21 protein-coding genes are annotated in these 24,912 nt (G+C 35.1%); 7 read left to right on the forward strand and 14 right to left on the reverse strand.

Annotated elements, in window-relative coordinates; translation table 11 throughout:
* The first annotated feature begins 29 nt into the window (after positions 1-29).
* Genes K4L44_04695 through K4L44_04705 form a run of 3 tightly spaced genes read left to right on the forward strand, consistent with a single transcriptional unit; the run spans position 30 to position 2,199 of the window.
* On the forward strand, positions 30-323 hold the full coding sequence (locus K4L44_04695) for a hypothetical protein (protein ID QZE15133.1): 294 nt from the start codon (positions 30-32) through the stop codon (positions 321-323).
* The gene (gene tnpB / locus K4L44_04700) at positions 323-667 is read left to right on the forward strand and encodes an IS66 family insertion sequence element accessory protein TnpB (protein ID QZE15134.1); all 345 of its coding nucleotides are present in this window, start codon (positions 323-325) and stop codon (positions 665-667) included. Before K4L44_04695 ends, tnpB begins: the two co-directional genes overlap by 1 nt.
* 23 nt (positions 668-690) lie before the next feature.
* Positions 691-2,199, forward strand: coding sequence for an IS66 family transposase (locus tag K4L44_04705; protein ID QZE15135.1), 1,509 nt, complete (start codon positions 691-693; stop codon positions 2,197-2,199).
* Between the two features lie 360 nt (positions 2,200-2,559).
* Here K4L44_04705 and K4L44_04710 read toward each other — a convergent pair whose 3' ends face one another.
* The 8 genes from K4L44_04710 to K4L44_04745 all read right to left on the reverse strand — a co-directional run bounded on the left by K4L44_04710 (position 2,560) and on the right by K4L44_04745 (position 10,860).
* Positions 2,560-2,832: a hypothetical protein gene (locus tag K4L44_04710; protein ID QZE15136.1), complete on the reverse strand. Its 273-nt coding sequence runs from the start codon at positions 2,830-2,832 to the stop codon at positions 2,560-2,562.
* Positions 2,833-3,176: 344 nt separating this feature from the next.
* The gene (locus K4L44_04715) at positions 3,177-3,698 is read right to left on the reverse strand and encodes a hypothetical protein (GenBank protein QZE15137.1); all 522 of its coding nucleotides are present in this window, start codon (positions 3,696-3,698) and stop codon (positions 3,177-3,179) included.
* A 4-nt stretch (positions 3,699-3,702) separates the two neighbouring features.
* A complete protein-coding gene (locus K4L44_04720; GenBank protein ID QZE15138.1) occupies positions 3,703-4,758 on the reverse strand; it encodes an XRE family transcriptional regulator in 1,056 nt (351 codons plus the stop codon).
* A 631-nt stretch (positions 4,759-5,389) separates the two neighbouring features.
* Positions 5,390-6,136: a 3-oxoacyl-[acyl-carrier-protein] reductase gene (gene fabG / locus K4L44_04725; GenBank protein QZE15139.1), complete on the reverse strand. Its 747-nt coding sequence runs from the start codon at positions 6,134-6,136 to the stop codon at positions 5,390-5,392.
* A 739-nt stretch (positions 6,137-6,875) separates the two neighbouring features.
* The gene (locus tag K4L44_04730) at positions 6,876-7,052 is read right to left on the reverse strand and encodes a hypothetical protein (protein QZE15140.1); all 177 of its coding nucleotides are present in this window, start codon (positions 7,050-7,052) and stop codon (positions 6,876-6,878) included.
* Positions 7,053-7,232: 180 nt separating this feature from the next.
* Positions 7,233-8,864 (reverse strand): glycosyltransferase family 39 protein, encoded by a 1,632-nt coding sequence (locus K4L44_04735; GenBank protein ID QZE15141.1) that lies wholly within the window; start codon positions 8,862-8,864, stop codon positions 7,233-7,235.
* A gap of 771 nt (positions 8,865-9,635) precedes the next feature.
* Positions 9,636-10,271: an META domain-containing protein gene (locus K4L44_04740; GenBank protein QZE15142.1), complete on the reverse strand. Its 636-nt coding sequence runs from the start codon at positions 10,269-10,271 to the stop codon at positions 9,636-9,638.
* Positions 10,272-10,368: 97 nt separating this feature from the next.
* Positions 10,369-10,860, reverse strand: a complete 492-nt coding sequence (locus K4L44_04745) for an NfeD family protein (GenBank protein ID QZE15143.1) — start codon at positions 10,858-10,860, stop codon at positions 10,369-10,371.
* Between the two features lie 285 nt (positions 10,861-11,145).
* On the opposite strand from K4L44_04745, the gene recQ reads away from it, so the two are divergent.
* From recQ to K4L44_04760, 3 genes are all read left to right on the forward strand, one after another.
* Positions 11,146-13,287 carry a DNA helicase RecQ gene (recQ, locus tag K4L44_04750; protein ID QZE15144.1) on the forward strand — a complete coding sequence of 714 codons (2,142 nt, stop codon included), beginning with the start codon at positions 11,146-11,148 and terminating at the stop codon, positions 13,285-13,287.
* A gap of 876 nt (positions 13,288-14,163) precedes the next feature.
* Positions 14,164-14,361 (forward strand): STN domain-containing protein, encoded by a 198-nt coding sequence (locus K4L44_04755; GenBank protein QZE15145.1) that lies wholly within the window; start codon positions 14,164-14,166, stop codon positions 14,359-14,361.
* Positions 14,362-14,377: 16 nt separating this feature from the next.
* A complete protein-coding gene (locus K4L44_04760) occupies positions 14,378-14,815 on the forward strand; it encodes a hypothetical protein (protein QZE15146.1) in 438 nt (145 codons plus the stop codon).
* A 196-nt stretch (positions 14,816-15,011) separates the two neighbouring features.
* Here K4L44_04760 and katG read toward each other — a convergent pair whose 3' ends face one another.
* The 4 genes from katG to K4L44_04780 all read right to left on the reverse strand — a co-directional run bounded on the left by katG (position 15,012) and on the right by K4L44_04780 (position 21,072).
* Entirely contained in the window at positions 15,012-17,183 is a 2,172-nt protein-coding gene (katG, locus tag K4L44_04765) for a catalase/peroxidase HPI (GenBank protein ID QZE15147.1), read from the reverse strand.
* 830 nt (positions 17,184-18,013) lie between these two features.
* Positions 18,014-19,279: a transposase gene (locus tag K4L44_04770; protein QZE15148.1), complete on the reverse strand. Its 1,266-nt coding sequence runs from the start codon at positions 19,277-19,279 to the stop codon at positions 18,014-18,016.
* Between the two features lie 448 nt (positions 19,280-19,727).
* Complete coding sequence (locus K4L44_04775) at positions 19,728-20,114, reverse strand: hypothetical protein (GenBank protein ID QZE15149.1); 387 nt, start codon at positions 20,112-20,114, stop codon at positions 19,728-19,730.
* 178 nt (positions 20,115-20,292) lie between these two features.
* A complete protein-coding gene (locus K4L44_04780) occupies positions 20,293-21,072 on the reverse strand; it encodes a hypothetical protein (GenBank protein QZE15150.1) in 780 nt (259 codons plus the stop codon).
* Between the two features lie 1,045 nt (positions 21,073-22,117).
* On the opposite strand from K4L44_04780, the gene K4L44_04785 reads away from it, so the two are divergent.
* On the forward strand, positions 22,118-22,630 hold the full coding sequence (locus tag K4L44_04785; protein ID QZE15151.1) for a lactoylglutathione lyase family protein: 513 nt from the start codon (positions 22,118-22,120) through the stop codon (positions 22,628-22,630).
* Between the two features lie 433 nt (positions 22,631-23,063).
* Here K4L44_04785 and K4L44_04790 read toward each other — a convergent pair whose 3' ends face one another.
* Both K4L44_04790 and K4L44_04795 read right to left on the reverse strand, forming a co-directional pair.
* Positions 23,064-23,492: a hypothetical protein gene (locus tag K4L44_04790; GenBank protein ID QZE15152.1), complete on the reverse strand. Its 429-nt coding sequence runs from the start codon at positions 23,490-23,492 to the stop codon at positions 23,064-23,066.
* A 126-nt stretch (positions 23,493-23,618) separates the two neighbouring features.
* The gene (locus tag K4L44_04795; protein ID QZE15153.1) at positions 23,619-24,785 is read right to left on the reverse strand and encodes an FUSC family protein; all 1,167 of its coding nucleotides are present in this window, start codon (positions 24,783-24,785) and stop codon (positions 23,619-23,621) included.
* Between the last annotated feature and the right edge of the window lie 127 nt (positions 24,786-24,912).

Consider the following 24,912-nt stretch of genomic DNA (forward strand, 5'->3'; position numbering starts at 1 on the left):
TTTTGAGACGTAATCAAAAAAAGAAATAGATGAGTAAAAAAGCACATATGTTTGATCTCATAGAAGCACAACACAATAGTGGACTAAGCAATATCGATTACTGTAAACAGAACAATATAAAACTATCAGTATATAGTTATTGGAAGGCAAAATATAAGAAGGAGTATTCTAAAGAAACTCAAGGTTTTTTTGTCACATTAGACAATGAAACCTCACAAATAAAAGAAGAGATCGTTATCACTTATCCCAATGGTGTAACCCTTCAACTTTCTTCAGCAACGACAATATCGACGCTTCGATCATTAATCCAAATTCAAGGCTGATGTTATCAATATCTTCAAATGATCGTTTTCACCTCTATTCTGAAGCAACAGATATGAGGAAAAGTTTTGATGGATTATCCGGATTGGTGCAGAATAAGATTGATGCCAATATTACTTCGGGTGATGTATTTATCTTTCTGAACAAACGTCGTACCATGATGAAATTACTTAAATGGGAAAGAGGTGGTTTTGTTCTTTTTGTGAAACGACTAGAGAGAGGAACCTTTAGACCTCCTGAAATAAAAGACTTAACATCAATTCATCTTGAGTACACTGATCTTGTCCTTCTTATAGAAGGTGTTCTTGTCAAAGAATATAAAAGACAAAAACGTTATGTTATTTAAATAAATATGTGTATCCTTAAACCATGAATAAGAGCGATATCATAGAGGATGTAAGTAAAGAAGATCTTTTGGACCAACTCCAGAAGATGATGACTGAATACTCTAATGTCGACTCTGAAGTTACTAGTTTAAAACAAGAAAACGAATCCTTAAAGGCACAGATTGCCTATCTTAAGAGACGTATCTTTGGCTCAACCAAAGAAACCTATAAAGATCCGAACCAATTAGAGTTAGCTCTTGAAGTCGAAGAGAAAAATCTAGAAGACTTACAGATATCTTCTCCAGAAGAGGAGGTTATTGAGGTTGTTAAGAAGAAAAAAAAGGCAAAAAGAAAAAGTATCCCTTCTGACCTTCCTCGTCAAGTAGAAGTGATTGAACCTGATGATGTCCCAGAGGGAGCAACTCGTATTGGAGAAGAGATATCTGAGAGGATTGAATTTAGTCCAGGTAAGCTTTATGTAAGACAAATTGTTCGTCCAAAATATCGTTTACCCGAAGAGGATAACATTATCATCTCCGAACTTCCGTCGGATCTTATCCCCAAATGTATGGCGGGAAACTCATTAATAAGTCAATTTATTGTTGGTAAATTCTACGACCATATACCTCTTTATAGAGCCCAAGGGATCTTTAAAAGATCAGGAATTGATTTTCCTAAAGCAACCATCAATGGATGGATAAGGAAGGCTGCTGAACTACTTTCTCCACTATACAAACATATCGAGAAAAAAGTAATCCAGTCAGACTATATTCAAGCCGATGAGACAAGTATCAAGGTTCTAACAGATAAGAAACAAGGAGCCACTCATCTTGGTTACTTCTGGATCTATTATGCTCCAAATATAAAGAGTTGTTTATTTACTTACGATAACTCCCGAAAAGGTTCTGTACCAGAATCGATTTTAAAAAAGTTTAAAGGAGTTCTACAGACAGATGGATATCAAGGTTATCATAAACTTGGAAATCAAAAAGAAATTATAAAGTTAGCATGTATGGCACATGCTCGACGGAAATTTTTTGAGGCAAAAGAAAATGATCGAACTCGTGCCGAATATGCTTTAAAAAAGATCCAAGAACTATATAAGATAGAGAGAACAAGTCAGGAAAAAGAGTTGTCTATCGAAGAAACCTATCTTCTTCGACAAGAACTTGCTGTGCCTATACTAAAGGAACTCGAAAAATGGTTAAAAAAAGAGTCCCTTACAGCATTACCTAAAAGCCCTATTGGGAAAGCAATCAACTATAGCCTAAACCTATGGGATGAACTGTGCCAATATACAGAAGATGGAAGCTACATTATCGACAATAATAATGTGGAGAATAAAGTACGTCCAGTAGCCATTGGACGTAAAAACTATCTCTTTGCAGGATCAGAAGAGGGAGCTAAAAGAGCAGCAATGTTCTATACTTTATCTTCAATGTGCAAAATGGCAGACGTTGAACCTCATGCATGGTATACAGATATCTTAAATCGTATATCCGACACCAAGCCATCGAAATACGATGACTTACTTCCTCAAAACTGGAAATAATCTTTATAGTAAAAAAGATCAATCTTCATATACGTGAGTAGCCGAACGGATACTCTACAAAATTAAAAAGAAATATTATTACAGAACAAGAAAGAAACAGCTTAGGCAAAATGCAAAAAGTAAATGCTTCAATATAATGACTTTAATTTTATTATCTTTAGGTATAATTAGTTGTGTAATTTTTGTATCACTAAATATCTAATTTATGCCAAAAAATAGAGCTATTAAACCAAATCCAAATCAGAACTCAGAAACTTCAATGGAAAGAAGAAGTTTAAACACAAGCATTAACTTTAATCCTCCACCGAAACCACCAAGTAATAACGGTGGTTCTAAGAAATAATATTTAAAGACCTCAACTCATGAGGTCTTTTGTCTTTTCATGTAGTCAATAACTTTTCGGTTCGCTTTATCCAGTATACTCCAGTCTTTCTTGATATAGATATCGGTGACACGCATCATGGGGTCTACGTGGTTTAGAGCTACGTGGACATGATACTTGTCGACTCCTGCTTCGTTGGCTGCGATGGTGGCCCAGGAGTGACGTGCGGAATAGAAGGTTAAACCTGGAATCCCCAACATATCCCCAATTTTACGCATGTTTCTATTAATAGCCACATTAAAGTTTGTCATCTGGGCATAGCGTTCCTGGAACATGAAATAATATTCGCTTTCTATGCATATTTGAAATCTTCTCTGTTTAACGGAGTGAGTAGATTTCTCTATTTTTTACCCATAGGTTTAAAAGAGTGAGTAGATTTCTCTGTTTTTTACCCATAGGTTTAATGGAGTGGGTAGATTTCTCTATTTTTTACCTATAGGTTTCATTATCCCTACCGGTTCAATAATGGCTAATATTTTTAGTTTGAACTGTAGTCAACTAAAAAAACGGCTGATATTTTTAGTCTGAACTGTAGTCAACTAAAAAAAGCGACGGATTTTTTAATTTTGTGTCATTTTTAATTCTTAGATGTTTATCAAAATTTCTTTTTCCATTCAGAAATATACTTATTAAACAATTTATGAGGTAACCTTGCATTTGTTCTTAATAATGCTTCTAGTTTGGAGATAGCAGTATTATAGTCGATTAATCTTTCATCTAGTAACAATGTAAAAACATATAATATGCCTCTTACATCAACTCCATCTTCTTGTGCATCTCTTCTAAGATTACCATCACCAGTTAGTAGGACATAGTTATTGTTTTTTGCATAACTCCAAACAGAACAGTCTGGAATTGATACATTCGATTTTTGTTGACTGTGAAAATAAAATAAGTCAGAAAGTTCTTTCGCATCAAAGCTTTTGACCTGTAGATTATTATTTGATATATTACGAGTTAAAATATCTTTTTGTTCATTTTCTGTAACTTCATTAACAATGAAATCAGTAGTATGAATTTCAATAGATAATTGAAAGAATAATTCAAGTAGTCCTATTGAATGTAAATCAATAAGTATATTCGTGTCATTAACTGTAACAGTCACAAAATCGTTCATATTGTTAGATGTAAGTGAGTGACTCTTTTAATTCATTGACATTACTCATACTTAAAGCTGCTGCTTTTGATATTGTGATTAGTTCTTCAGTTATGGCATGATTAATTAAACTATTGAAACGATTAGATTCTTCAAGAGCCATATATCTAGATTTATCAACATATTGTTTAAATACTGATTCTGAATTTCTTTTGATAAAGAATTTTTTTACTTTATAAGTAGGAAGAATATTCAATTCTTGTAACTTATATACAATGGCAGTAAAGGAGATACCATATTGTTCCTGAATTTTACTTATTTCAGAGGAAACGATATTATGTCTTTTATTTGATAATAAATCTATAATAACACTTCCTGGAAGAAGTAGTTCACTAGAAAATTCGTTGCAATATTTTTCAATAGAATTTTGTTCAAGATATTTATTGAAATTTAAAACGATATGCCCTAATTCATGTAAAATAGTAAATCGTTTTCTTTCAACATTAAAATTCTTATTGATCACAATAAAGGGGATTTCATCATTGATATATCCACTTAGTCCATCGAACTTTGCAACTGCATTTATCTCAATTATTTTGATATGATTTTTTTCCAAAAGATCAATAACCGAAGGAATTGGTGCTTTACCAAGTTCCCATTCTCTTCTAATTATATTCGCAGAATCAATTACATCATCACTACCTAATACATGTATTTTTTCGGCTGGATTTTTAAATATTCCTTGTTTGTTTGTAATATTCTCAAGTTCAATATATCTTTCAATATAATCCTTAACAGTTTCTACTATTCTTTTTTTATCACTTACAGGTAGATTACTCTTTTTTCGGAATTCAAGTTGATCTATTACGATTTCAAAAGGTCTGAAAAAGTAATCGATTGAGACTTCTAATATATTTGAGAGTTTAATAAGAACATTACTATTAGGAAGCATTTCGCCTTTTTCATATTTGCTCAAAGCATTTTTTGAGACAATTTTGTCCATTGAATCAGATAGTTTGTCTAATGACAGGTTCTGTTTGATTCTAGCATTTTTAAGTCTTTTAGAAAAAATATCTTTCATAACATCTCTTTGTTGGTTTACAAAAGTATATAATTAACAACAAGGTGTCAACTAAAATGTTCTCTTTGTATACTACAATCAAATAAATATTTTTATCTTTTAAGCCTTCCAAACAGATAGGCAATAATTAAACTTAAGTATTCGATTAACTTCTTTACGGTGCCGTCGGCTATGCCAATAAGAGAAGCAAAGATTACACAAATAAGAATGATGAGGATTATTAACTCATGGGGTTTTCTATTGAGTTATTTTCCCCCCCTTCACTAAAATTTCACGAACCTTGATAGTTTCCTGTATCACTATATTTTATGATCTCAGATTATGGGGTATTTGTATCTTAATATTGTAAGAACGGTTCTCTTTTTTGTCTTTTTCGCGAATTACAATCTTGAAAGTTGCCATTATATAGAGGTTTAGGGTGATTTCTCAGGGTCAAACATTTGTTTCAACATTTGCAAAATAAACCTATAAAATAGGTGTTTTTTTACTTATAACGAAGGTGTAAAAACATTCTATATCGACATAAAAAAAGCGATTAAGATCGTTTCTCAACGCTCTTAATCGCTTTAATGTTAGATGTTTATCATGTAGAATGCTTGTCATGAAACAAGCAGTGTAGAAAAACGTCTAATTAGGTATTCATTGCACCACAGATATTAATAACCTGTCCACTAACGTATGATGAAAGGTCAGATCCTAAGAAAGTAACTACTTTTGCTACTTCGTCTGGAGTACCACCACGACGCATAGGGATTGAAGCTTCCCATGCTTTACGAGCATCTTCTGGAATTGCACCTGTCATCTCTGTGATGATGAAACCTGGAGCGATTGCGTTACAACGGATGTTACGGCTACCAAGCTCTTTCGCGATCGATTTAGTAAATCCGATGATACCTGCTTTAGAAGCACTGTAGTTTGCTTGTCCTGCGTTACCACTAACACCTACTACCGAACTCACGTTCACGATAGATCCTGAACGCTGCTTCAACATCGTACGTTGACATGCTTTGGTAAAGTTAAATACCGACTTAAGGTTCACTTCGATTACTTTGTCGAATTGAGTTTCAGTCATACGCATAAGAAGTGTGTCCATGGTGATACCTGCATTGTTTACCAATACATCGATACGTCCGAACTCTTTTACAACTGCTGCTACTACCTCTTCTGTTTGTGCGAAGTTAGAAGCATCTGATCCATATCCTTGAGCTTTTACACCTAAAGCTTTGATCTCTTCTTCTGTCTGTTTTGCGTTGTCATCATAGAAAAGGTCTGTAAATGCGATATTACATCCTTGTGATGCCAATTGTAAGGCAATGGCTTTACCGATACCTCTTGATGCACCAGTAACGATAGCTGTTTTTCCTTCTAATAGCTTCATAATAAAATGTTATATTTTTTGAACCCAGACTCTGTGACTAAATGATATGTAACAGAGCTGTTTTCATCGTTATATTCAATTTTTTTATCCTTTGAACTCCTCTCAAAAAGAAGACTATTCTTTAGTGGGTAATCCCCTTTTATGAGATAAGAACTGTTGCAAATGTAAAAAAAGTTAATGCTTTGCCCCTATTGTGATGATGGAAATCAAGTTATAGTGAGGGTTTTTATAGGATTTTATCATCTTACTGATAATTATTCGACTATTTGTTTTGAAGATTCGATCTCTTCTCCCTTCTGTATGAAAACGGATGTAGGGCTATAAAAGTTCTAATCTTCAGTGGTTTCCTAGCTTATTTTGTTGAATAATTGGCTTGTTTTATTTATCAAACATATATCTATGTACATGGAATAGAACTCTTCTATCTCTTTATGCTTTCTACTTGAGTCAAGCTGTTTGATAGGGGGGGATTCTATTTCTTCATTTGAATTGTATGCCCTATCTATCGGCTTACCGTCTATTCTTATTGGATTGTTTTTTATTGCGTGATAATTTACTGTCGATATAATTGTGATCCAAGATAAGCGAACCCTACAAGTAGGTTATCAATATGTTCTGACGAAATGGACGCAGATACAGAACTATGGACTCCGACGTATCTATCTTTTGGGGGATTGGGACGATCGAAATATGCTTACCGTCAGTCTTCGCCATAGTTTGTCGACTCCCAAGAAATGTTTTAATTCGAAGAGTTTGAAAGCATCGGAGTTGAGACGTCTTTAGTTGATTCGAATAGTGTCTTTATTATATTCTTTCCACGATTAGGGAATGAAACCGCTTGCGCTTCCATGTTCTCTTTGATTGGAATAGGGTTATAAATCTTGTTCTGATCTAATGGACAATGAGGACCTATCATGATAGCCCCATTGGAATTAAAATCTTTTTAGCCCTTATTCTAAGTTTTGTTTCGATAGTACTAGTAAAAGATGAGTTCGAAAGACCAACGCAAATACGCTTTTATCTTATCGATATTAAGTGTGAAAAAAAGGGCGTTAATGGGAGATAAACGCCCTCTTTTTTTTATGTCATTTGAGAATTATCTCTCCACAATAGGTGCGATATCTTGATCATGATAATAGATGATCCATTTCCCGAACTGTTTCTGTTTGTTATAGGCTCTTGTTAAGAAACGAGCTTCCTCAGGAACTCTCTTTTTGAATATTAGTACCGATGGATCATTTACTAGTTGGATAATTTGACTTTTCTGTGTGCCAAAATGGAGTAGATATCGTTTCCAATCTTTATTCTTTTGGAATGAAGTATTGCGTTGAAGAAGATAACTGCCATTCTCTATAGCATAGGTCTGTTTTTGTAACTGAAAGTCAAACGAGGCCACCCTCTCATCAAAGACTATTACGGCTGTTTTATCTAACCCCCTTTGTTGTAGAAATTCTGTGACGGGAGTGGTGCCATTAATCTCTAACTCCATCGAATTTAAGATGGTTGGGCTATAAGGTACCAACATCATAGGGATGGTGAGAGAGCTGACTAATAACGCATTGATTCGCTTCTCTTGAAGGCATGCCATGCTCGCAATAAGAGTGAAGTCGAGTATTAAGAGGACATACCACCAAATAGAGATATTCGGAATATTCTGTGCTGTATAGATTCCCATTCCTACTGGCAAAAGAAGAAAGAAACTGATATATAGAAATACCCTGCTGTTTTTCTTTAACTTCTCTAATTGGTGAAGTGAATACCCAAACCACAATGCAAAACCGAAGGCCGTTGGTAGTGGATATAATATTAATTTTGAACTTGAAATAGAGAAAAAGAGTAGGGGTATTGCCACCAAAAAGAGTATTGCCTTTTTGATATCTGAGTTATATTCTACCTTAAACGTGAATGGCAGGAATACCCAAGGCAATAAGCTTGGGATAAATGTATAAAGATAGTAGTAGAATGGCTCTGATCGCTTCATCGCCTTGGCATTGGCAAAACGGTCTACCAACTGCTCTTTTGTGAAGAAATCCCATAATCCTGGATTACTTTTCATTAGCTGAACATACCATATCCCTCCTAGAAAGATCGCAAGTAGGGCAGTAACCCATGGTGTGACCATCTTCAGCCTCTTTTGCCTTGGACATATCTTATTGGTTGGATAGATGGCTAATAGAGGTATTAACCATGCGACTGGCCCTTTGATCATAAAGAGCGTTGCCAAACTAATTCCCCATAATATATGGTAGCGATTGGGGTGATTGCTCTTTCTCGAAAGGGTATAGAGTAGAATTGCCAATAATGAGAAGGTGTTCAGATATGCATCCGTTGTAAGATTGCGCACCGACATGATAATCACTGGTAATGAAGCATATATTAGGGTCGTGATCTCTGAGAGTCGCTTCTTTTGAAACCACTTTAAAGAGATCGTATATACCAAAATGAGTTGTAAAAGATAGGCTATTGAGAGAAAAAAACGACTTCCAAACGGATTGCTTCCAAAGAGATTTTGTCCTAAAGCAGTGATCCAGTATGTCACTGGAGGTTTGTCGAAGTGGTAGATCCCCTGTAACTGTGGTTGAAGGTAGTCTCCACTCGCGACCATCTCTCTTGCAATCTCTGCATATCGAGCTTCGCTGCTTTCTAATAGCCCCCACTGTCCTAGCTGTAGGAGAGAGCAGAAGGTGATGATAAGGAAAAAAATTAAGTAGATCGTTCTTCTGTTCATGTTCTGTTTGTATATCTAATTTAGGGTAATGAACTAAAGGTACAAAAAATTAATTAGTTTTTAGGGGTTGTGGGTAGGGCTATTTAAGGGGGTAAGGAACCTTTGTTTTTTTACATTCTATGGTTTGATAAAATAAATTGTCATCGTTCTTTGTTTTATATGTAGTTTGGTTCGAGGAGAATAGAAATTATTTTAATCGTTCTTTTCGGATCCGTCTAGTTATTCGGATGACGAAGCATATCTCCTCGTTGATTGGTATATGATTGCAGTGACAACTATCACTAAATGAGTAGCACTGTCCAGAAAAGTGGCACTGGGCAATGTTAGAAAAAGAGTGTAAGTTTATTTTAGTGCTTCCAGAGGATAACTTTGAAACTACTTTCATCCTACCTTTGGATACCCTTCAGTTACCCTTCAGTTACTCCTAGGGTAACCAAAGGGTATCTAAAGGGTATGTGAAATGTAATCGAAGTAAGGATCAATATGCTCTTTTTCTCGATCTATGGCACTGTCCCGTAAGGTGTGTAAGTTGTCTTGAAGTCTATTTCAAATTATATTTTCTCGATCTCAAATATAATCTTTGATTGTCTTCTAGTTGTTTACGCTGTATTTTTTGGAAATGAATCGTTTTGAATAATTATAGGGTGCTTTATGCACCATATGTTTCATGAATGTATTTGAGAAGAGGAGGGGGGTATCGTTGTATATCCTTCACTGTTTTCTAGCGAAGGATATACGGACTTGGTTTTTTCTTATTTGAACTTAAGTATGTTAGTCTACTTTTTGGAAGTCTAGAACCACTTTTCCTTCTTTAGTAAGGGTAAGGTGATTGTTTGCAATAGCGTATCCATCACACTTCTCTAAAGTGGAAGTAAATTCAGTTTCTAAATTGGCATTCATACATAGCATTTTAGTAGATGCGATACGGATAAAATCCACCTTTTTCTCACCTAAAAGCATAAATTGACTATGATATCTATTGCAGCCTGTCGAGCCATAGGCAGTCTCTTTACGAAGGTTAATGGTTAGTGTAGGAGCATTCTTTGCGATTTTTTTATCGTTGATCTTCTTTAGTACCCACATGTCATTCAGGCGTATAGATGCGCTATCCATCACAGTCTGTTTCACTTGCTTTACATGATAGATATTTTTCTGCTTATCTTTCTCCATGGATACTGTTTGCTGATAGCCCATCTGCATTTCTGTTCCTTCGATCTCTTCAGGAGAGATGAAAAGTGTATTTCCATGATGGTCGATCAGAACAATCTGTTTTTTCCCCTCTTCATTACGATGGTAATAAGATGCGATTTTAACATCTTTTTTTAATGAAAACTTCGAGGTTGCACAGCTAGATAATAGAAAAGTAGAAAGTATAGAAATTAAAAGTGTGTAGTTAAAATATTTCATCTCAATTGTTTAATAGGTTATTTGCACATAACTATTGTGCTATTTCTATCACAAGGTAGAGATAAATATTACAGAATGGTATAGTTGTTAACGTCTATTAGATTTTTTTTGATCCATTACTCGATAGAAAAGTGTATTCACTTATATTTTTAATTTTTTTTACCCATAAGACACCGCTATCATAACCAGTGATTTCTACTGTCTCCCCAATCTTAATTGCCTCTTTGCTTCGGATAGACCATATTTTAAGGTCTAAGTTTCCTTTGCCGATACTGTATGGTAAAATATCCTCTTCTGCAATGACGATCTGTCCATTAAGTCGAGAGTGTATGCCATCTGATTTCCTTACCTCTTCGTTATAATATCTCATCTTTTCGGTCTTTTTGTAGAGCATGCTGATTGCTATAACCCCTAATGCAAGAAAGAAAATGAGTTGAAATTTTAAGCCTATTTGTGGGAAGAGAAGCCCGAGTATCCCGCATGCAAATGAGTCAACAGAGATGGCTAGAAAATAGAAGTTGTAGTTGGAAAATTCGAGTACTAAAAATAGTGCTGTAATAAAAAACCATATGATGATAGAAGTATACACGATATTAAAAGGTTTAAGAACTGGGTTGGTAGGTGCTTATTATAAAGATCAGTTTTGTATATTAAATGTATTACTTATTCAATGATTTTTGTTTATTTTTTACACGAAATAGCCCTTTTTGTTGATGAAATAGACTTAAATATTGTTAAATATAAAACTGTAAAAGATCTTGATGTCCATAGTAGGTAAATTCAATAGAATAGATTAAACTTGCAGTGGTCTTTGATGACTCATATTTGGATGTTGGGTATAGTTTACTACCTACGGATTAATGTTTTATTGTTCATGTTTGATATTGAGAATATTGTGGGGAAGTCGCATCGACTTCTGAAAGAATATTTTGGTTACGATACTTTTAGACCTCTACAAGAGGAGATTGTTACACACGTCATGCAGAAGCGTGATAGTTTGGTCTTAATGCCTACTGGAGGAGGAAAATCCCTATGCTTTCAAATTCCTGCTTTGATGATGGATGGGGTGACTGTAGTAGTGTCTCCATTAATTTCCTTGATGAAAGACCAAGTGGATGGGCTCAACTCTAATGGTATTGCTGCGGCATTCCTTAATAGTACATTGACCGAAGAGGAGGAGTCGAAGATTATGCAACAGTGTAGAGAAGGCAAGATCTCTCTTCTTTATGTCTCTCCTGAAAGAATTACACGTAGTTTCGAAACAATCTTTGGAATGCTCAATGTATCTCTCTTAGCTGTGGACGAAGCCCATTGTATCTCTAGTTGGGGACATGATTTTCGCCCTGAATATCAACAGTTGAAATGGATTAAGCATACTTTCCCAGACCTTCCTGTCATTGCGCTTACTGCAACAGCGGATAAAACGACACGAAATGATATCATTACCCAGCTTGGTATTCGTGAACCTAAAATATTCTTAGGCTCTTTTAATCGTCCAAACTTGAGTCTTGAAGTACGTGTTGGAGTAGGAGCTAAAGATAAGGATAGAGAGATTCTCGACTATATCCGTTCGCGCCCTAATGATGCTGGTATTATCTACTGTATGAGCCGTAAAAGTTGTGAGCGTCTCTCTGCAAAACTAAATAGTAAAGGGCTACATACCGATTTTTATCATGCGGGATTGTCTGCCGAACAAAGAGGGCGTGTTCAAGATAGTTTTATTAACGACGATACTTTAGTAATCTGTGCTACAGTGGCTTTTGGAATGGGTATTGATAAGTCGAATGTTCGATGGGTGATGCACTATAACCTTCCTAAAAATGTAGAAGGTTACTATCAAGAGATTGGTCGTGCGGGTCGTGATGGACTTCCCTCTGATACTTTCCTATATTTCAATTTAGGCGACATTATTACCCTTCGTAAATTTGCGGAGGAGAGTGGTCAAGTGGCATTAAACCTAGAGAAATTGGCTCAGATGCAAGCCTTCTCTGAATCAGATATCTGTAGACGAAAGATATTACTATCCTACTTTGGAGAATATTTAGATAAAGATTGTGGTAATTGTGATGTGTGCAAAAACCCACCCAAGAAGTTTGACGGAACGATTATTGCCCAAAAGGCCCTCTCTGCAATGATGCGTACCAAAGAGAATGCCTCTACCCAGATGGTGGTGGATATCCTTCGAGGATCGCAGAAGAAAGAGCTGATAGATCATGGTTTCCATCGTATTAAGACCTATGGCAAAGGAGCGGATATCGTGGAGGACGATTGGAAACAGTATATTCGTCAGATGATGCACCTTGGTTTGGTGGAGGTGGCTTACGATCGTAACAATGCATTGCGAACGACTGAATTGGCACGAAAAGTGCTTTTTGAAGACAAAAAGGTGGGACTTGTTAAACTGGTTGCTCCAGAGATTCGAAAGAAACGTTTTAAGGTAACTTATACCAAAGAGCAAGCCCAAAAAAGCCAACCTTGGAACCAACTGTTTGAATATCTTCGTAAGTGGCGTGTTGAAATGGCTCGAAACAAAGGAATTCCTCCATACTTGGTGTTTAATGATGCGACGCTAAGAGAAATTGCGGTGTCGAGACCAGAGAGTATGATTGACTTACTCTCTATCTCCGGGGTCGGAAAGGTGAAATATGATGCCTATGGAGAGGAGATCTTAGAGGAGATCTCTAAGTTTAAGCAGGCACAACGCAAAACAACCTCTACCTATCAATTGACCTTCGATATGTATCAAAAAGGGTATGATGTGGCGATGATTGGACAGCTGAGAGGCATGAATGTGATGACTGTATATTCTCACTTGGCCTTTTTGTATCAGCAAGGATTTGCTGTCGATCCTTTTCGTTATATCGACAAAGAGGATGTGGTACAAGTGCTCAAAGCGGTGCAGGTTACCGGAGAGAAGTTGCAAACCAAACCTCTATATGATTTCTTGAGAGGCGAGGTCGACTATTATCGTATCCGTTTGTCTTTGGCTTATCTAAGTAAAGAGGGCAAGATTTAATTATCCACAGATATCTATTCTTGAAGAATATCTGCGATGTTTGATGTAATCTGATGACAGAAATAATTATCCACAGATTACACAGATTTCCACAGATATCTATTCTTGATGAATATCTGTGATGTTTGATGTAATCTGATGACAGAAATAATTATCCACAGATTACACAGATTTCTATTCTTGAAGAATATCTGTGATGTTTGATGTAATCTGATGACAGAAATAATTATCCATAGATTACACAGATTTCCACAGATATCTATTCTTGAAGAACATCTGCGATGTTTAATGTAATCTGATGACAGAAATAATTATCCACAGATTACACAGATTACACAGATTACACAGATTACACAGATTACACAGATTACACAGATTACACAGATTTCTATTCTTGAAGAACATCTGCGATGTTTGATGTAATCTGATGACAGAAATAATTATCCACAGATTACACAGATTTCTATTCTTGAAGAACATCTGCGATGTTTGATGTAATCTGATGACAGAAATAATTATCCACAGATTACACAGATTTCTATTCTTGAAGAATATCTGTGATGTTTAATGTAATCTGATGACAGAAATAATTATCCACAGATTACACAGATTACACAGATTTCCACAGATTTCCACAGATATCTATTCTTGAAGAATATCTGTGATGTTTGATGTAATCTGATGATAGAAATAATTATCCACAGACTACTCAAAAGAGTTGATAAATCTGTGAGTGTGCAATAATATTTATGTAATTAATAATCTGCGGATAATTATAAATAAGCATTTTGTCATTGTATATAGGAATATTGTAGCTTTTAGTAGTTCTATATTAACATAATTCTTTATACAAAGAGTGAGATTGAGGCTTATCATGTGGTTATTCCAAAGGATTCACAGAAGCCTCTTTCGATCTCTGATAAATTGAATATTGTTCTTAAGGGAACGGATCTTTCCTTCAAAATAAAAGGAGAAGTGGTGGTTATCTCTAAAAAGAGACAGAGAAGACATGCAACACTTGGTTATTTGACTCCTCTCGAATTTGGGAAACAGAAATATTTTAATGTGGCTTAATTAATTGTCCGATATTTTGTTGCATATCCAATATGTCTCTTTGAAAGACGCAATGTTAAGCGAAACCGCTTTCTCTATGTTGATGTTCTCTAATGACTATAGTGAAGAAAATAGTAGTGGGGTGTTGGTCGACTATGATATGGGATTCCTTTTTTATAGTGGGGATGGTATTGTAGTAAAACATTACTCTATTGATGAGTTTGAGACTTCTAAAATTCGATTCGTCGAAGGGGATTATGAGGCTTTTGTGGATGACCCTTCATTAACAAAAGCAGCGGTTGAAGCCCAAAAGAAACAACTTATTGACAAAGTGAGGAATAGCAAAGCATCTCAGAACTTTATGGAGATGATGTTTGATTCTAAAGGATATTATATCTTTAATTTCTCAGGAACAGCATCTACACGTCAAGAGATGGTGCGCATTTCTGATCCGAAATACTATATCTCATTCTAGGTAGATGATCTTGATCCATAGATGTCGCGGTGTTCGCATCTCCAATTATGGATAGAGTCATTTTTTATGAACAACCATCTTTTTCTCTTAAATGTTGCACATTCTTGATTTTATAGAAAAAGAAAATAATAGGATAACTCCTTCATTTAGAATGAGGAGTTATCCTAGGTTGTCTTCATAAATCTTTTTTTAAAAACTACTTAATATCATATCGGTCGGAATCCATTACCTTACACCATGCATGAACAAAATCCTTAACAAACCGATTTTGGTTGTCATCTTGTGCATAAAGTTCAGCATAAGCACGCAAAACAGAGTTGGATCCAAAGACCAAATCAACTCTTGTCGCGGTCCATTTTACTTTTTCTGTCTTTCTATCAATAATTTCATAATGATCTTTTGAAATAGGGACCCATCTATTATTCATGTCTGTTAGGTTGACAAAGAAATCATTAGATAAGACTCCAACTCTCTCAGTAAAAACTCCGTGGTTTGTTTCAGAATGGTTTGTCCCTAGAACACGCATTCCTCCAATTAGAACAGTCATCTCTGGTGCTGTTAGACCCATCAATTGAGCTCTATCAAGAAGCATCTCTTCTGCTTTGACTGCGTAGTCATTTTTTTGCCAATTTCTAAAACCATCATGTAGTGGCTCAAGGACATAGAAAGAGTCTGCATCGGTCATCTCAGCTGTGGCATCTCCTCGTCCAGGAGTAAATGGAACTTTAATATTTACACCTGCTTGGTTTGCTGCTCTTTCTACAGCAGCAGATCCACCTAAAATAATAAGATCGGCAATGCTTATTTCGAAGTCTAGTTCTGATTGTATTTCCGTAAGTTTTTTTAATACTCTTTGAAGACGAGCTGGTTCATTACCCTCCCAATTGCACTGAGGAGAGAGACGAATCCTAGAGCCGTTAGCACCCCCTCTGTAGTCTGAGCCTCTAAAGGTCCTTGCACTATCCCATGCCGTATTGATTAGGTCCGTTGAAGATAGTCCACAATGTAGTAATTTCTCTTTTAGTACCTCAATCTCTTGTTCTCCGAGATTGTATTGAACAGAAGGAATTGGATCCTGCCAAATAAGATCCTCTTTAGGCACATCTGTTCCCAAATATCTACTTTTTGGACCTAAATCACGATGAGTAAGCTTAAACCATGCTTTGGCAAAGACTTCTTCAAAATATTGAGGGTCTTTATAGAAACGTTCTGATATCTTTCTATATTGAGGATCGAATTTTAGAGCCATGTCTGCATCGGTCATCATCGGATTTTGTCTTTTGTTTGGAATGTGGGCATCCCAAGGTTTATCCTCTTCCTTTATGTTAATAGGCTCCCACTGACTGGCACCTGCTGGGCTCTTTGTCATCCACCAATCATAATGAAGTAGTAGGTAGAAGTATGTGTTGTTCCATTGGTTTGGAGTGGTTGTCCATGCGCCTTCTAATCCACTTGTTACTGTGTTTTCTGCATTTCCATTGGGATTAATCCACCCTAATCCTTGTTCTTGTACTTCAGCAGATTCAGGCTCAACACCGAGTGTTGAAGCATCTCCATTCCCATGTGCTTTTCCCACGGTATGTCCTCCTGCAGTAAGTGCCACAGTCTCTTCGTCATTCATTGCCATCCTTTGGAAAGTGACTCTCATTGCCTGTGCTGTTTTTAGAGGATCTGGTTTCCCATCTACCCCTTCTGGGTTGACATATATCAATCCCATTTGTACAGCAGCCAAAGGGTTCTCAAGTGTTGTCTCTTTCGATTTGTCTGTATATCTATCTTTTGCTAACCATTCTTTTTCAGCCCCCCAGTATATATCTTTTTCAGGGTGCCAAATGTCTTTTCTACCACCTGCAAAACCGTATGTTTTGAATCCCATCGATTCGTAGGCCATATTCCCTGCTAGAATAATCAAGTCGGCCCAAGACAGATTGTTACCATATTTTTTTTTGATAGGCCATAGAAGACGTCGTGCTTTATCTAAGTTCGCATTGTCAGGCCAACTATTTAAAGGCGCAAAACGTTGATTGCCAGTGTTACTTCCTCCTCTACCGTCGGCTACTCTATAGGTTCCTGCACTATGCCATGCCATACGTATCATCAATCCACCATAATGCCCCCAATCTGCAGGCCACCATTCTTGACTTTCTGACATTAATGCCTTGAGATCTTCTTTGACTGCATCAAGGTCCAATCGATTAAATGCCTCTTTATAGTCAAAATCTTCTCCAAGTGGATCTGTTTTACAGTCATGTTGATGAAGAATGTCTAAATTTAATGCTTTGGGCCACCAGCTCATTACAGAGTCATTTGCCTCTGTATTTGCACCATGCGTTACAGGACACTTCCCTTTTTTAGAATGATTATCCATTAATTAATTATTTAAATATGTATATATTAATTACGTGTATTTTATTCATTTTGAGATGTTTCATATCACTTGCTTTAATAGAGGAAAGAGGTCCTCTAAAATGAATGATCCCAGTAAAAAGAACTCTCTTTCGTACGTCTCTCTGTCAAATATAGGGGATATAGATATCTAAAGCCCAAGAATCGTATTCGATATAATTTATAGATAGATCATTAAAATTTATGATACTAAAGGGTGTAATTATTACAACCTATAATTTATATATTACAAGTAGATCTACAATTTTGTTTTGTAGGGTGCTCTTTAATATTTCGTTTTATGGTTGATATGGGTATCCGTGTGAATGCTAATAATTACTGCATTATAAATGAAGAAAGCCCGATTGCTCATGCTTTATCTTCATATAAATATTCAAAGGAAATACTTAAAAGTTGGTAGGGTGTATTGCTCATACGACTTAGTAAAATCATGAATTAAGGGTTGCATTTCCGAAAAGGGGATCATGCTAGGTAAGTACTTTCACTATTTAAGCTTTTAAGCAACTTGTCACAAGATATCATTTATCAGAAAAGGGTCTCATGCCTAAATATGCAAGAATGGATTGTGTATCCTACATCAAAGAGGATTATGTATAGATGGCTCGTTGCACTATTTAGTAGCGTTGTGTAAGGTGTTGACAAAGAGTCTAGAATTAAGAAATTTATCTTTAGGGTCATCAGTGTCATTGCTAAATTCATGACAAGTGGAAGGCAACAAATTATGCATTTATCTACATCCAATTTAGGAATTCTCCATCTTTCTTATCAAATTGGCTACCTCCCGTTTTTTAGTCAGAAATCTAGATTGAGTCTCATTTGTCCGACGTCTACTTGTGTCTGTTTACTCTGTATTATATGTTTTGTGTAAGCATTTGCCAATAAAATTTTAATTATCGTACTTATCTTATAATAGATAAAATTTCTGAGTTCAGATACCTTGTTTTTATCAAGTATCTTAATTTTGCTATCTAGCAACAACCTTAGATGCATGGACTCTAATGTGTTATAAAGGATTCCCATTGCAATGGTTAAAATTGCCAACATGCATTGCAGTCCATCAAACTTCTTTATTTGTATATTCTCTAAATCATAGCTTGATTTGATATGTCTATGGTATTCTTCTATTTTCCAACGAAAGCCATATGCTTGAAAAGCTTCACTAATAACTTCTGTTATTGTATGCTTAGGTGAGTTGGTTAATAACCAACATTTCCCTCCTGATTTGCGTTTTGTAGCAACAAGCCATAGCTCAAATTCCCTCTGCTTTATTCTATATTTAACCTTAACAGCACCACACTCAAAGTTTATCTTTTTACTTTTGTTTTTGCCTCTTTTATTGGCAGTTAATTCCATGAAGAATGGAATCTTTTTCCCAATTGTAGATACAGTAGTTTCTTTGCCTTTGTATATTAATTTGGTATTCTTTTTCAATCTGATTATGAAGTTATTTTGTTGACTAACAACATAATCCTTAATAATCTGACGATCAAATCCTCGATCAAACACACAAGTTACATTCTTTGAAATAGCATTATCTACTTCTTTTAATGCTTCGATTGCTTCATTATTTTCACTCTTGGCTCCATGATCGAAACTGTACAGCTTATTATACAAAGGTGTCATCTTATTGGCCTTATCAATATGTACAACATTCATAAGCCAATAACCTAATCCAACCTTATTTTTCTCATCTCCATCTTTTACAAAATCCAGACCTTCCATGGTCTTAGCATATTTCTTTTGAATATCTGATCCATCAAATAGAATGTAGTCTCCTTCATGAATTGTATCTGACACACAATCCATATGGCCTCTAAGAAGTTTTAAAAAGAAACCTTTTTTATTGTAATGATTTCGAAGCCTTTTGGTCGTTTGTTGTTTGTCTATAGAATCCCCTATAGCTGTTGCTATTTGATTGATAATAACAGACCCTGTCTTAAGAATACCTGTTGTTATCTCACGTGTACAACGTAATTCTGGTTTGGTTAAATGACTATTTAATTTACAAAAATATAGACTTAGCTTGTTCTGTATTTGTTTTGTAAGTATCTTGTTCATGAGCTAGGTTTTAAATGATTATGTTTTCACACTTAAAATAACATTTTTAATCTAGCTTTCCTCGTTTTTACACATATATTATATTGTGAATGTCAGATACTTGCAGTAATAATACAACTTTTTTCGGGAGGTAGTCAATCTTATCAAACTTACACTTTATATTTTACGGAGATTGCAACAGGTGACTGATCAATAGCCTGAATATATAGATGGGTAGGGGAAAGTATGTTCTTTTTATTATGATTGATAAACAAATAGTCCTTAAGGTAATAGGAGTGCGTACCAAATCAGAAAATGTCACGTAATTATTTTAAATTGTACTTCAAAGTGAAGAAGTTGCGGAATTACGGTATAAAGTAAAAGGCCTCAGAGTGACCTGAGGCTTTTTACTTTATTCATCTGTATTCAGTTTTTCTATACGTCTTTGTTCAAACTCCTTTACATATTTTTAAAAATCGGTGCTGTCTTTTATAGGATAATTAAACTTTACTATGTTTGTTTTAATGTTGTCCTTACGTATTATAAGTAAATACTTTCCCCCTTTTTTTATAGTTCTATTCAAACCAGAGGTATTAGTGTTACTACTATAACTTTTTCCATTAAATTGAAAAACGAAATCAACAGATGGCTGAGACCCACCAGTCGATCCAATGCTCTTAGATTGTTCTCCATATTTATAATGTTCTGTTATATGAGCAATAGAATAATAACAGTTTTGCATTGTTCTTTCATCTTTTTTTTCAAATGCATATTTTATTATAACCAATGCAATAGCCCCCACAATTGGAGCTATAACCAATGGATGTGTAAAGAATGCGATGATAAATTTCTTCATATATTATTTAAAGATTTTTTTTTAATAAAAAGAGCTATTGGATTCATTTGTGTAAAAATATGTAAATATTAAGGGTTGACAATGTAGCATGGTGAACATCTTTATTTGTGTTGCGCTCCATTTTCTTCTGATCTGTATGTTGGTGGGAATGAGTAAAATAAACATGGAATATGGAAAGCTATTTTAGTTTCCTCTTTGCACTTAGAGATGCTGAATTGTTGTGGATCCACTCAGCCTTTTGCCAATCGCCATGTACGTCAAAATCACTGTATTTAAGATGTTTTTCCGTCTTCTGTTCTCCTGGGGTAACGAAGTCATTGGTGAATATTAAGTCGGTCAGAAATCCCAAATGATTATATTTGAAAAGAGTAATGGAGGTGACATCACGTTCATTGATCCTGATGTTTTTAGTTTTCTTGATTGTTTGATTGTCCTTGTTATAGGTCAGAAGAACCGTGTCAAACCCAATTTTTCCCCCACCTCTCTTATAGGATACCAATCGATTATTTTTGTATCGAAACTCTTTCCCTTGTAGTATGACTTTATCGTTTTGTAAGATCTCGAAACCGATTAGTTCTTGCCTATGGTTAAAATAGATTTTGTGTAAAAATGCCTGGCTCTCTTTAGGAGCGTTATATGTTTCATGAACCTCAAGGGTGTGGTTATTGGGAAAGTGATAGCTATAGGTTTTAGTGGTCTTGTATCCCCTATAGTTATACGCGATTTTGGTCGCCAAATCGTCTTGGTTTAGTTGGACGACTTTTTTTGATTTTTCTTCTCCTCTCTCCTTTATCTGATGAACGCCTTGGGTTCCTAAATAGAAGGAGAATTCATTTATTTCTAAGGCAACCTTTTTGAGATGTTCTATCTGTTTTTTGTTCTCTTTCGAGATCGGTTGAGCATGGATTGAGACGGTCAGGGATAACAGGATTGAGAGGGTTGAAATCGTCTTGTTCATTATGCATATATTAAAATGTAATTTGGAAAGAGGCCTACCTATCATCAAGAGGGATTTCTTTCTTTTTCTCTACTAGAAAAAAAAAGGCTGTATTAAATGCAAGTAACTCTTTCCAAATGATTGGGTTATTATAATGATCTAATGTACCTATTTCTAGATATTTATGCAATAAGTTTTTTGTCATGTTTTTTATATCTGTTCTATTTGTCAAGTTTGAGTTCTATCTTCTTTAGGAACATTGAATCGTAATGATGTAATATACCTCTTTGGAAGCTTTATCCTGTTGATATTTATTGCCGAATAAGCCCTCTTCATTCATCGCATACACTTTGAAAAGATACCGTATAATACCTTTTTTTGACAGTGTTACACACTTTTCGGGACAGTGCCCGAATGCAAATAGGTCATTGTTTCATGGTTGATTGATCCGTACATTACTTATATATGGTTCGAATTTTGTGCATGGTATCTCCATCGATTTTCCATCAAATCGATGAAGAATCGATGAACAAACCATGAACAAACCATGAACAAACCATGGACAAAGTAGCCGACAAATAGGGTAGAAGTATTTGTGTTTTTCTGTTTTTGTGTTGAAGGGTCCAATGTTTGTGAGGTAATTGTGCTTCAATATAAATGAGTTGTAAACTAGGTGTTTGGCTGTTTTGTGTGATAAAGTCTTCTATTCGAATGATTATGTTATCGTTCATGGTAGAGTGTAAATTGTGAACTCTTTAATCACTATATTGGATGAAAAATGAATATGCCTTTTTCATTAGAAAAAGTGCGAGTCATGATTTTTGGGTTCTTTAATCTGCTATATAATCCAAATTTTAGGGCATTTTGTTTTATTAACTTTTGTGTTTTATAGTCAATTCTTAGATGAGAATTCATCTTGTTTTCTTCGATTATATGGTGATCTTTTGTTTGACGATGGTTGTGAAATATCATTAAAATAGAATGTTTTATGGCTTTAACCGTTTATTTGTTGAAAACAATTAAACGCTTTGAGGTGTTCCCTAAATACATAGAATCAGTAAGATTTATGAGCGATAAAAATAAAGTATATCCAAAGACGTTTTCTCACATTGGGATTACAGTTCCAAATATTGAGAAGGCCGTGAAGTTTTATACAGAGGTGATGGGTTTCTATGTTTTGATGGAGCCTACCTTAGTTGTTGAAGAGACAGAGACTGCAATAGGAAAGATGTGTATTGACGTGTTTAACGGTGGTTGGGGGACCTTTAAGATTGCACATCTGTCTACAGGGGATCGTATTGGTATCGAGCTTTTTGAATTTAAGGAAAGCAAAGATCGTAAACCAGAATTTGATCCTTTTAGAAGTGGCCTATTTCATTTCTGCATACAAGATCCTGATGTGGAGGGATTGGTTCAGAAAGTGGTGGAAGCGGGAGGAAAACAAAGAATGCCTATAAGGGAATATTACCCTGGTGAGAAGCCTTACCGTATGTGTTATGTGGAAGATCCTTTTGGAACAGTGTTTGAGATATATTCACACTCTTATGAACTACACTATTCCGCTGGAGCTTATAAGTAGTTGTTTTATTTGTGTTTTAATTTTGGTTTAATTGTTCGGCCCCAACTTTTGTTGTTTGTTGAGTATGTTAATTAGTTTTTTAATTGCAAACATGGACTGCTATAGTTCGATAGTTTTGTTAGAATGTTGTTAATGTTGTGTTGGGGCTATTAATGGAGAGAGGTGTTGATTTTGTAACGCTTCTCTCTTATTATGTAGAATTATGAAGTTGCATGATTTCGTGTTTCTATCTCATTGTTTTTTATTAAAATGAGATGGTAATAAATAGGGTTATAGTTATCGTATGATGAATAGACTGTTTGGTCGGATAAAGACGAGTTTATTCTTAGAAATGTTTGTTCACGATGTCGTGTGGTGATTTGGTGGTTTTGATTAAAATATAAAAGGGCAGACCTGTTATAGATTTGCCCTTTACACTATAGAATAGAGATGGTTATTCTTTGTGATTATGGTGTCCAAAATGTTTTTCACCAATAATTGCATCTGCTTCTGCAAGCATCTGCTTTTCTGTTTCATGATTGTCTTCATTGAGGATTGCAATCACTAACTCCTTAAGATCTTTGTGGTGTTCTATCATATATTTATGGAAAGATTCGGCTTCATTACTTTTTCCTTTGCCGTGTCCCACTAAGATAATCGATTTGCAATCTCTTATTTCCGAAATAATCTCTTTGAAGAATTTATGGTCTTCAGGATTGTTCTGTCCTTTTAATTTGAGGCTTTTTTTGTGGTGCATATGCCATCTTCTAAGCCTTGGGTCTGATGGAATATCTTTCCATGTTTTACCTTCTTCTAGTCCTCCCAATATATAAAATAGGGCCTCGTGATGGTCTATCTTCAGTAGTCCAATATGATCTTTCATATGCTTTGCTTTTAAATTTTACTTGTAAACAACTAAAAGAAATAAAGTGTTCATTGACAGGATTATTTCTAAGTATAGTTCTAGCTTTGTATCAATTCTTATGATCTTTCACTTTTGTAGATTTTTTTAATTCTCTTTTCTATGATTGGATTGCCAAACTTTATTTCTAATACGTAGTATGATATAGACACAGAGGTTGACGGTGTAGGTGATCCCGATTGCATAGAACGTGTATAATATTCTTTCGTATTCTATCATCTCTACTTGATTTGGTTGTCTTAAAGTAATGCTCCCAATGACAATAATGGTCATGAAAATGATTGCAATAAAATAGTCGCTACTTAAATATAGGATGATCATGATAAAACTTACAGCCATGAGTAGATCTACCATCATGTGAGAATAGGGGAGGTGATGCGCAAAATTGAAAAGAATAACACCTATTATCGTTCCTACAAAACGATGAATGGTTTTAGGTAGATATTTATGTATCTCTGGTGCTGGATTAAAGAGTACGACAACAGTGATCGGTATCCAACATGCATAGTAGATATCGTAAAACTCCATAACAATAAAAGAGATGGTAAGAGCGATCCAGAATCTAAATATTGATAGTCGATTCCATAAATGTTTGGTATTTGAACAGATGTCTTTGATGGATAGACACTCTTTGTATTTAGGGTTGCTGCATTGGTATCCAACATCTGTTGAGGGTATCTTCTTTAGATGATTGCTACCCCATGAAAAGATGAAAAAGAGAGTGGTGGTAAAGATATATAGGACATATCCAATGGAAGTCCCGAAAATTAGAGATGGAGTGTGGTCGATGATCTCAAATCTGCTTAAAAAGGTGAAACCTATGATGACTGCATAATGAAATCGATTTTTAAAAGTGAATGATTTGGATATTCCGATTGATATGATAATAATGATAAAGATAAGGGTCGAGTTAAAAAAGGCTGTATTTGGTATATAGGTACGAGTAATGGATAATGATAGAAACGATAGAAAGAGATAACTAAAATATTTTAGCCGGAAACGAAGTGGTGCAATTGGGTCGGAAGCAAATATATAAAATAGGATGGTGTAAAAGATCGATATTTTAGTGACTTTATCTAATGCAAGAGCATTTCCTACATACAAAGAAACAACCAATAATATAATCTTTTGTGTCAATCCAAAGATGACAGGAATAGAATTGATATTTTGAATGTTCGGATAGAGGTCTCCCCATTTTTTACTGCTCATACTTTCGTATATGTTTTTTGTATCGTCTTTAAATACTAATAACATAAAGCAGTTTTATTTTGTTTGAATTCATTCAACTTTATTGGGGTGAATATTATTTGATATGCTGAAATTTTAGTGTGTGATTTCCTCTTATTAATTGCGTCTATATCTATTTTTGATAGGGGTTGTT

It is taken from the genome of Prolixibacteraceae bacterium (assembly GCA_019720755.1).
Taxonomy (GTDB): domain Bacteria; phylum Bacteroidota; class Bacteroidia; order Bacteroidales; family Prolixibacteraceae; genus Halosquirtibacter; species Halosquirtibacter laminarini.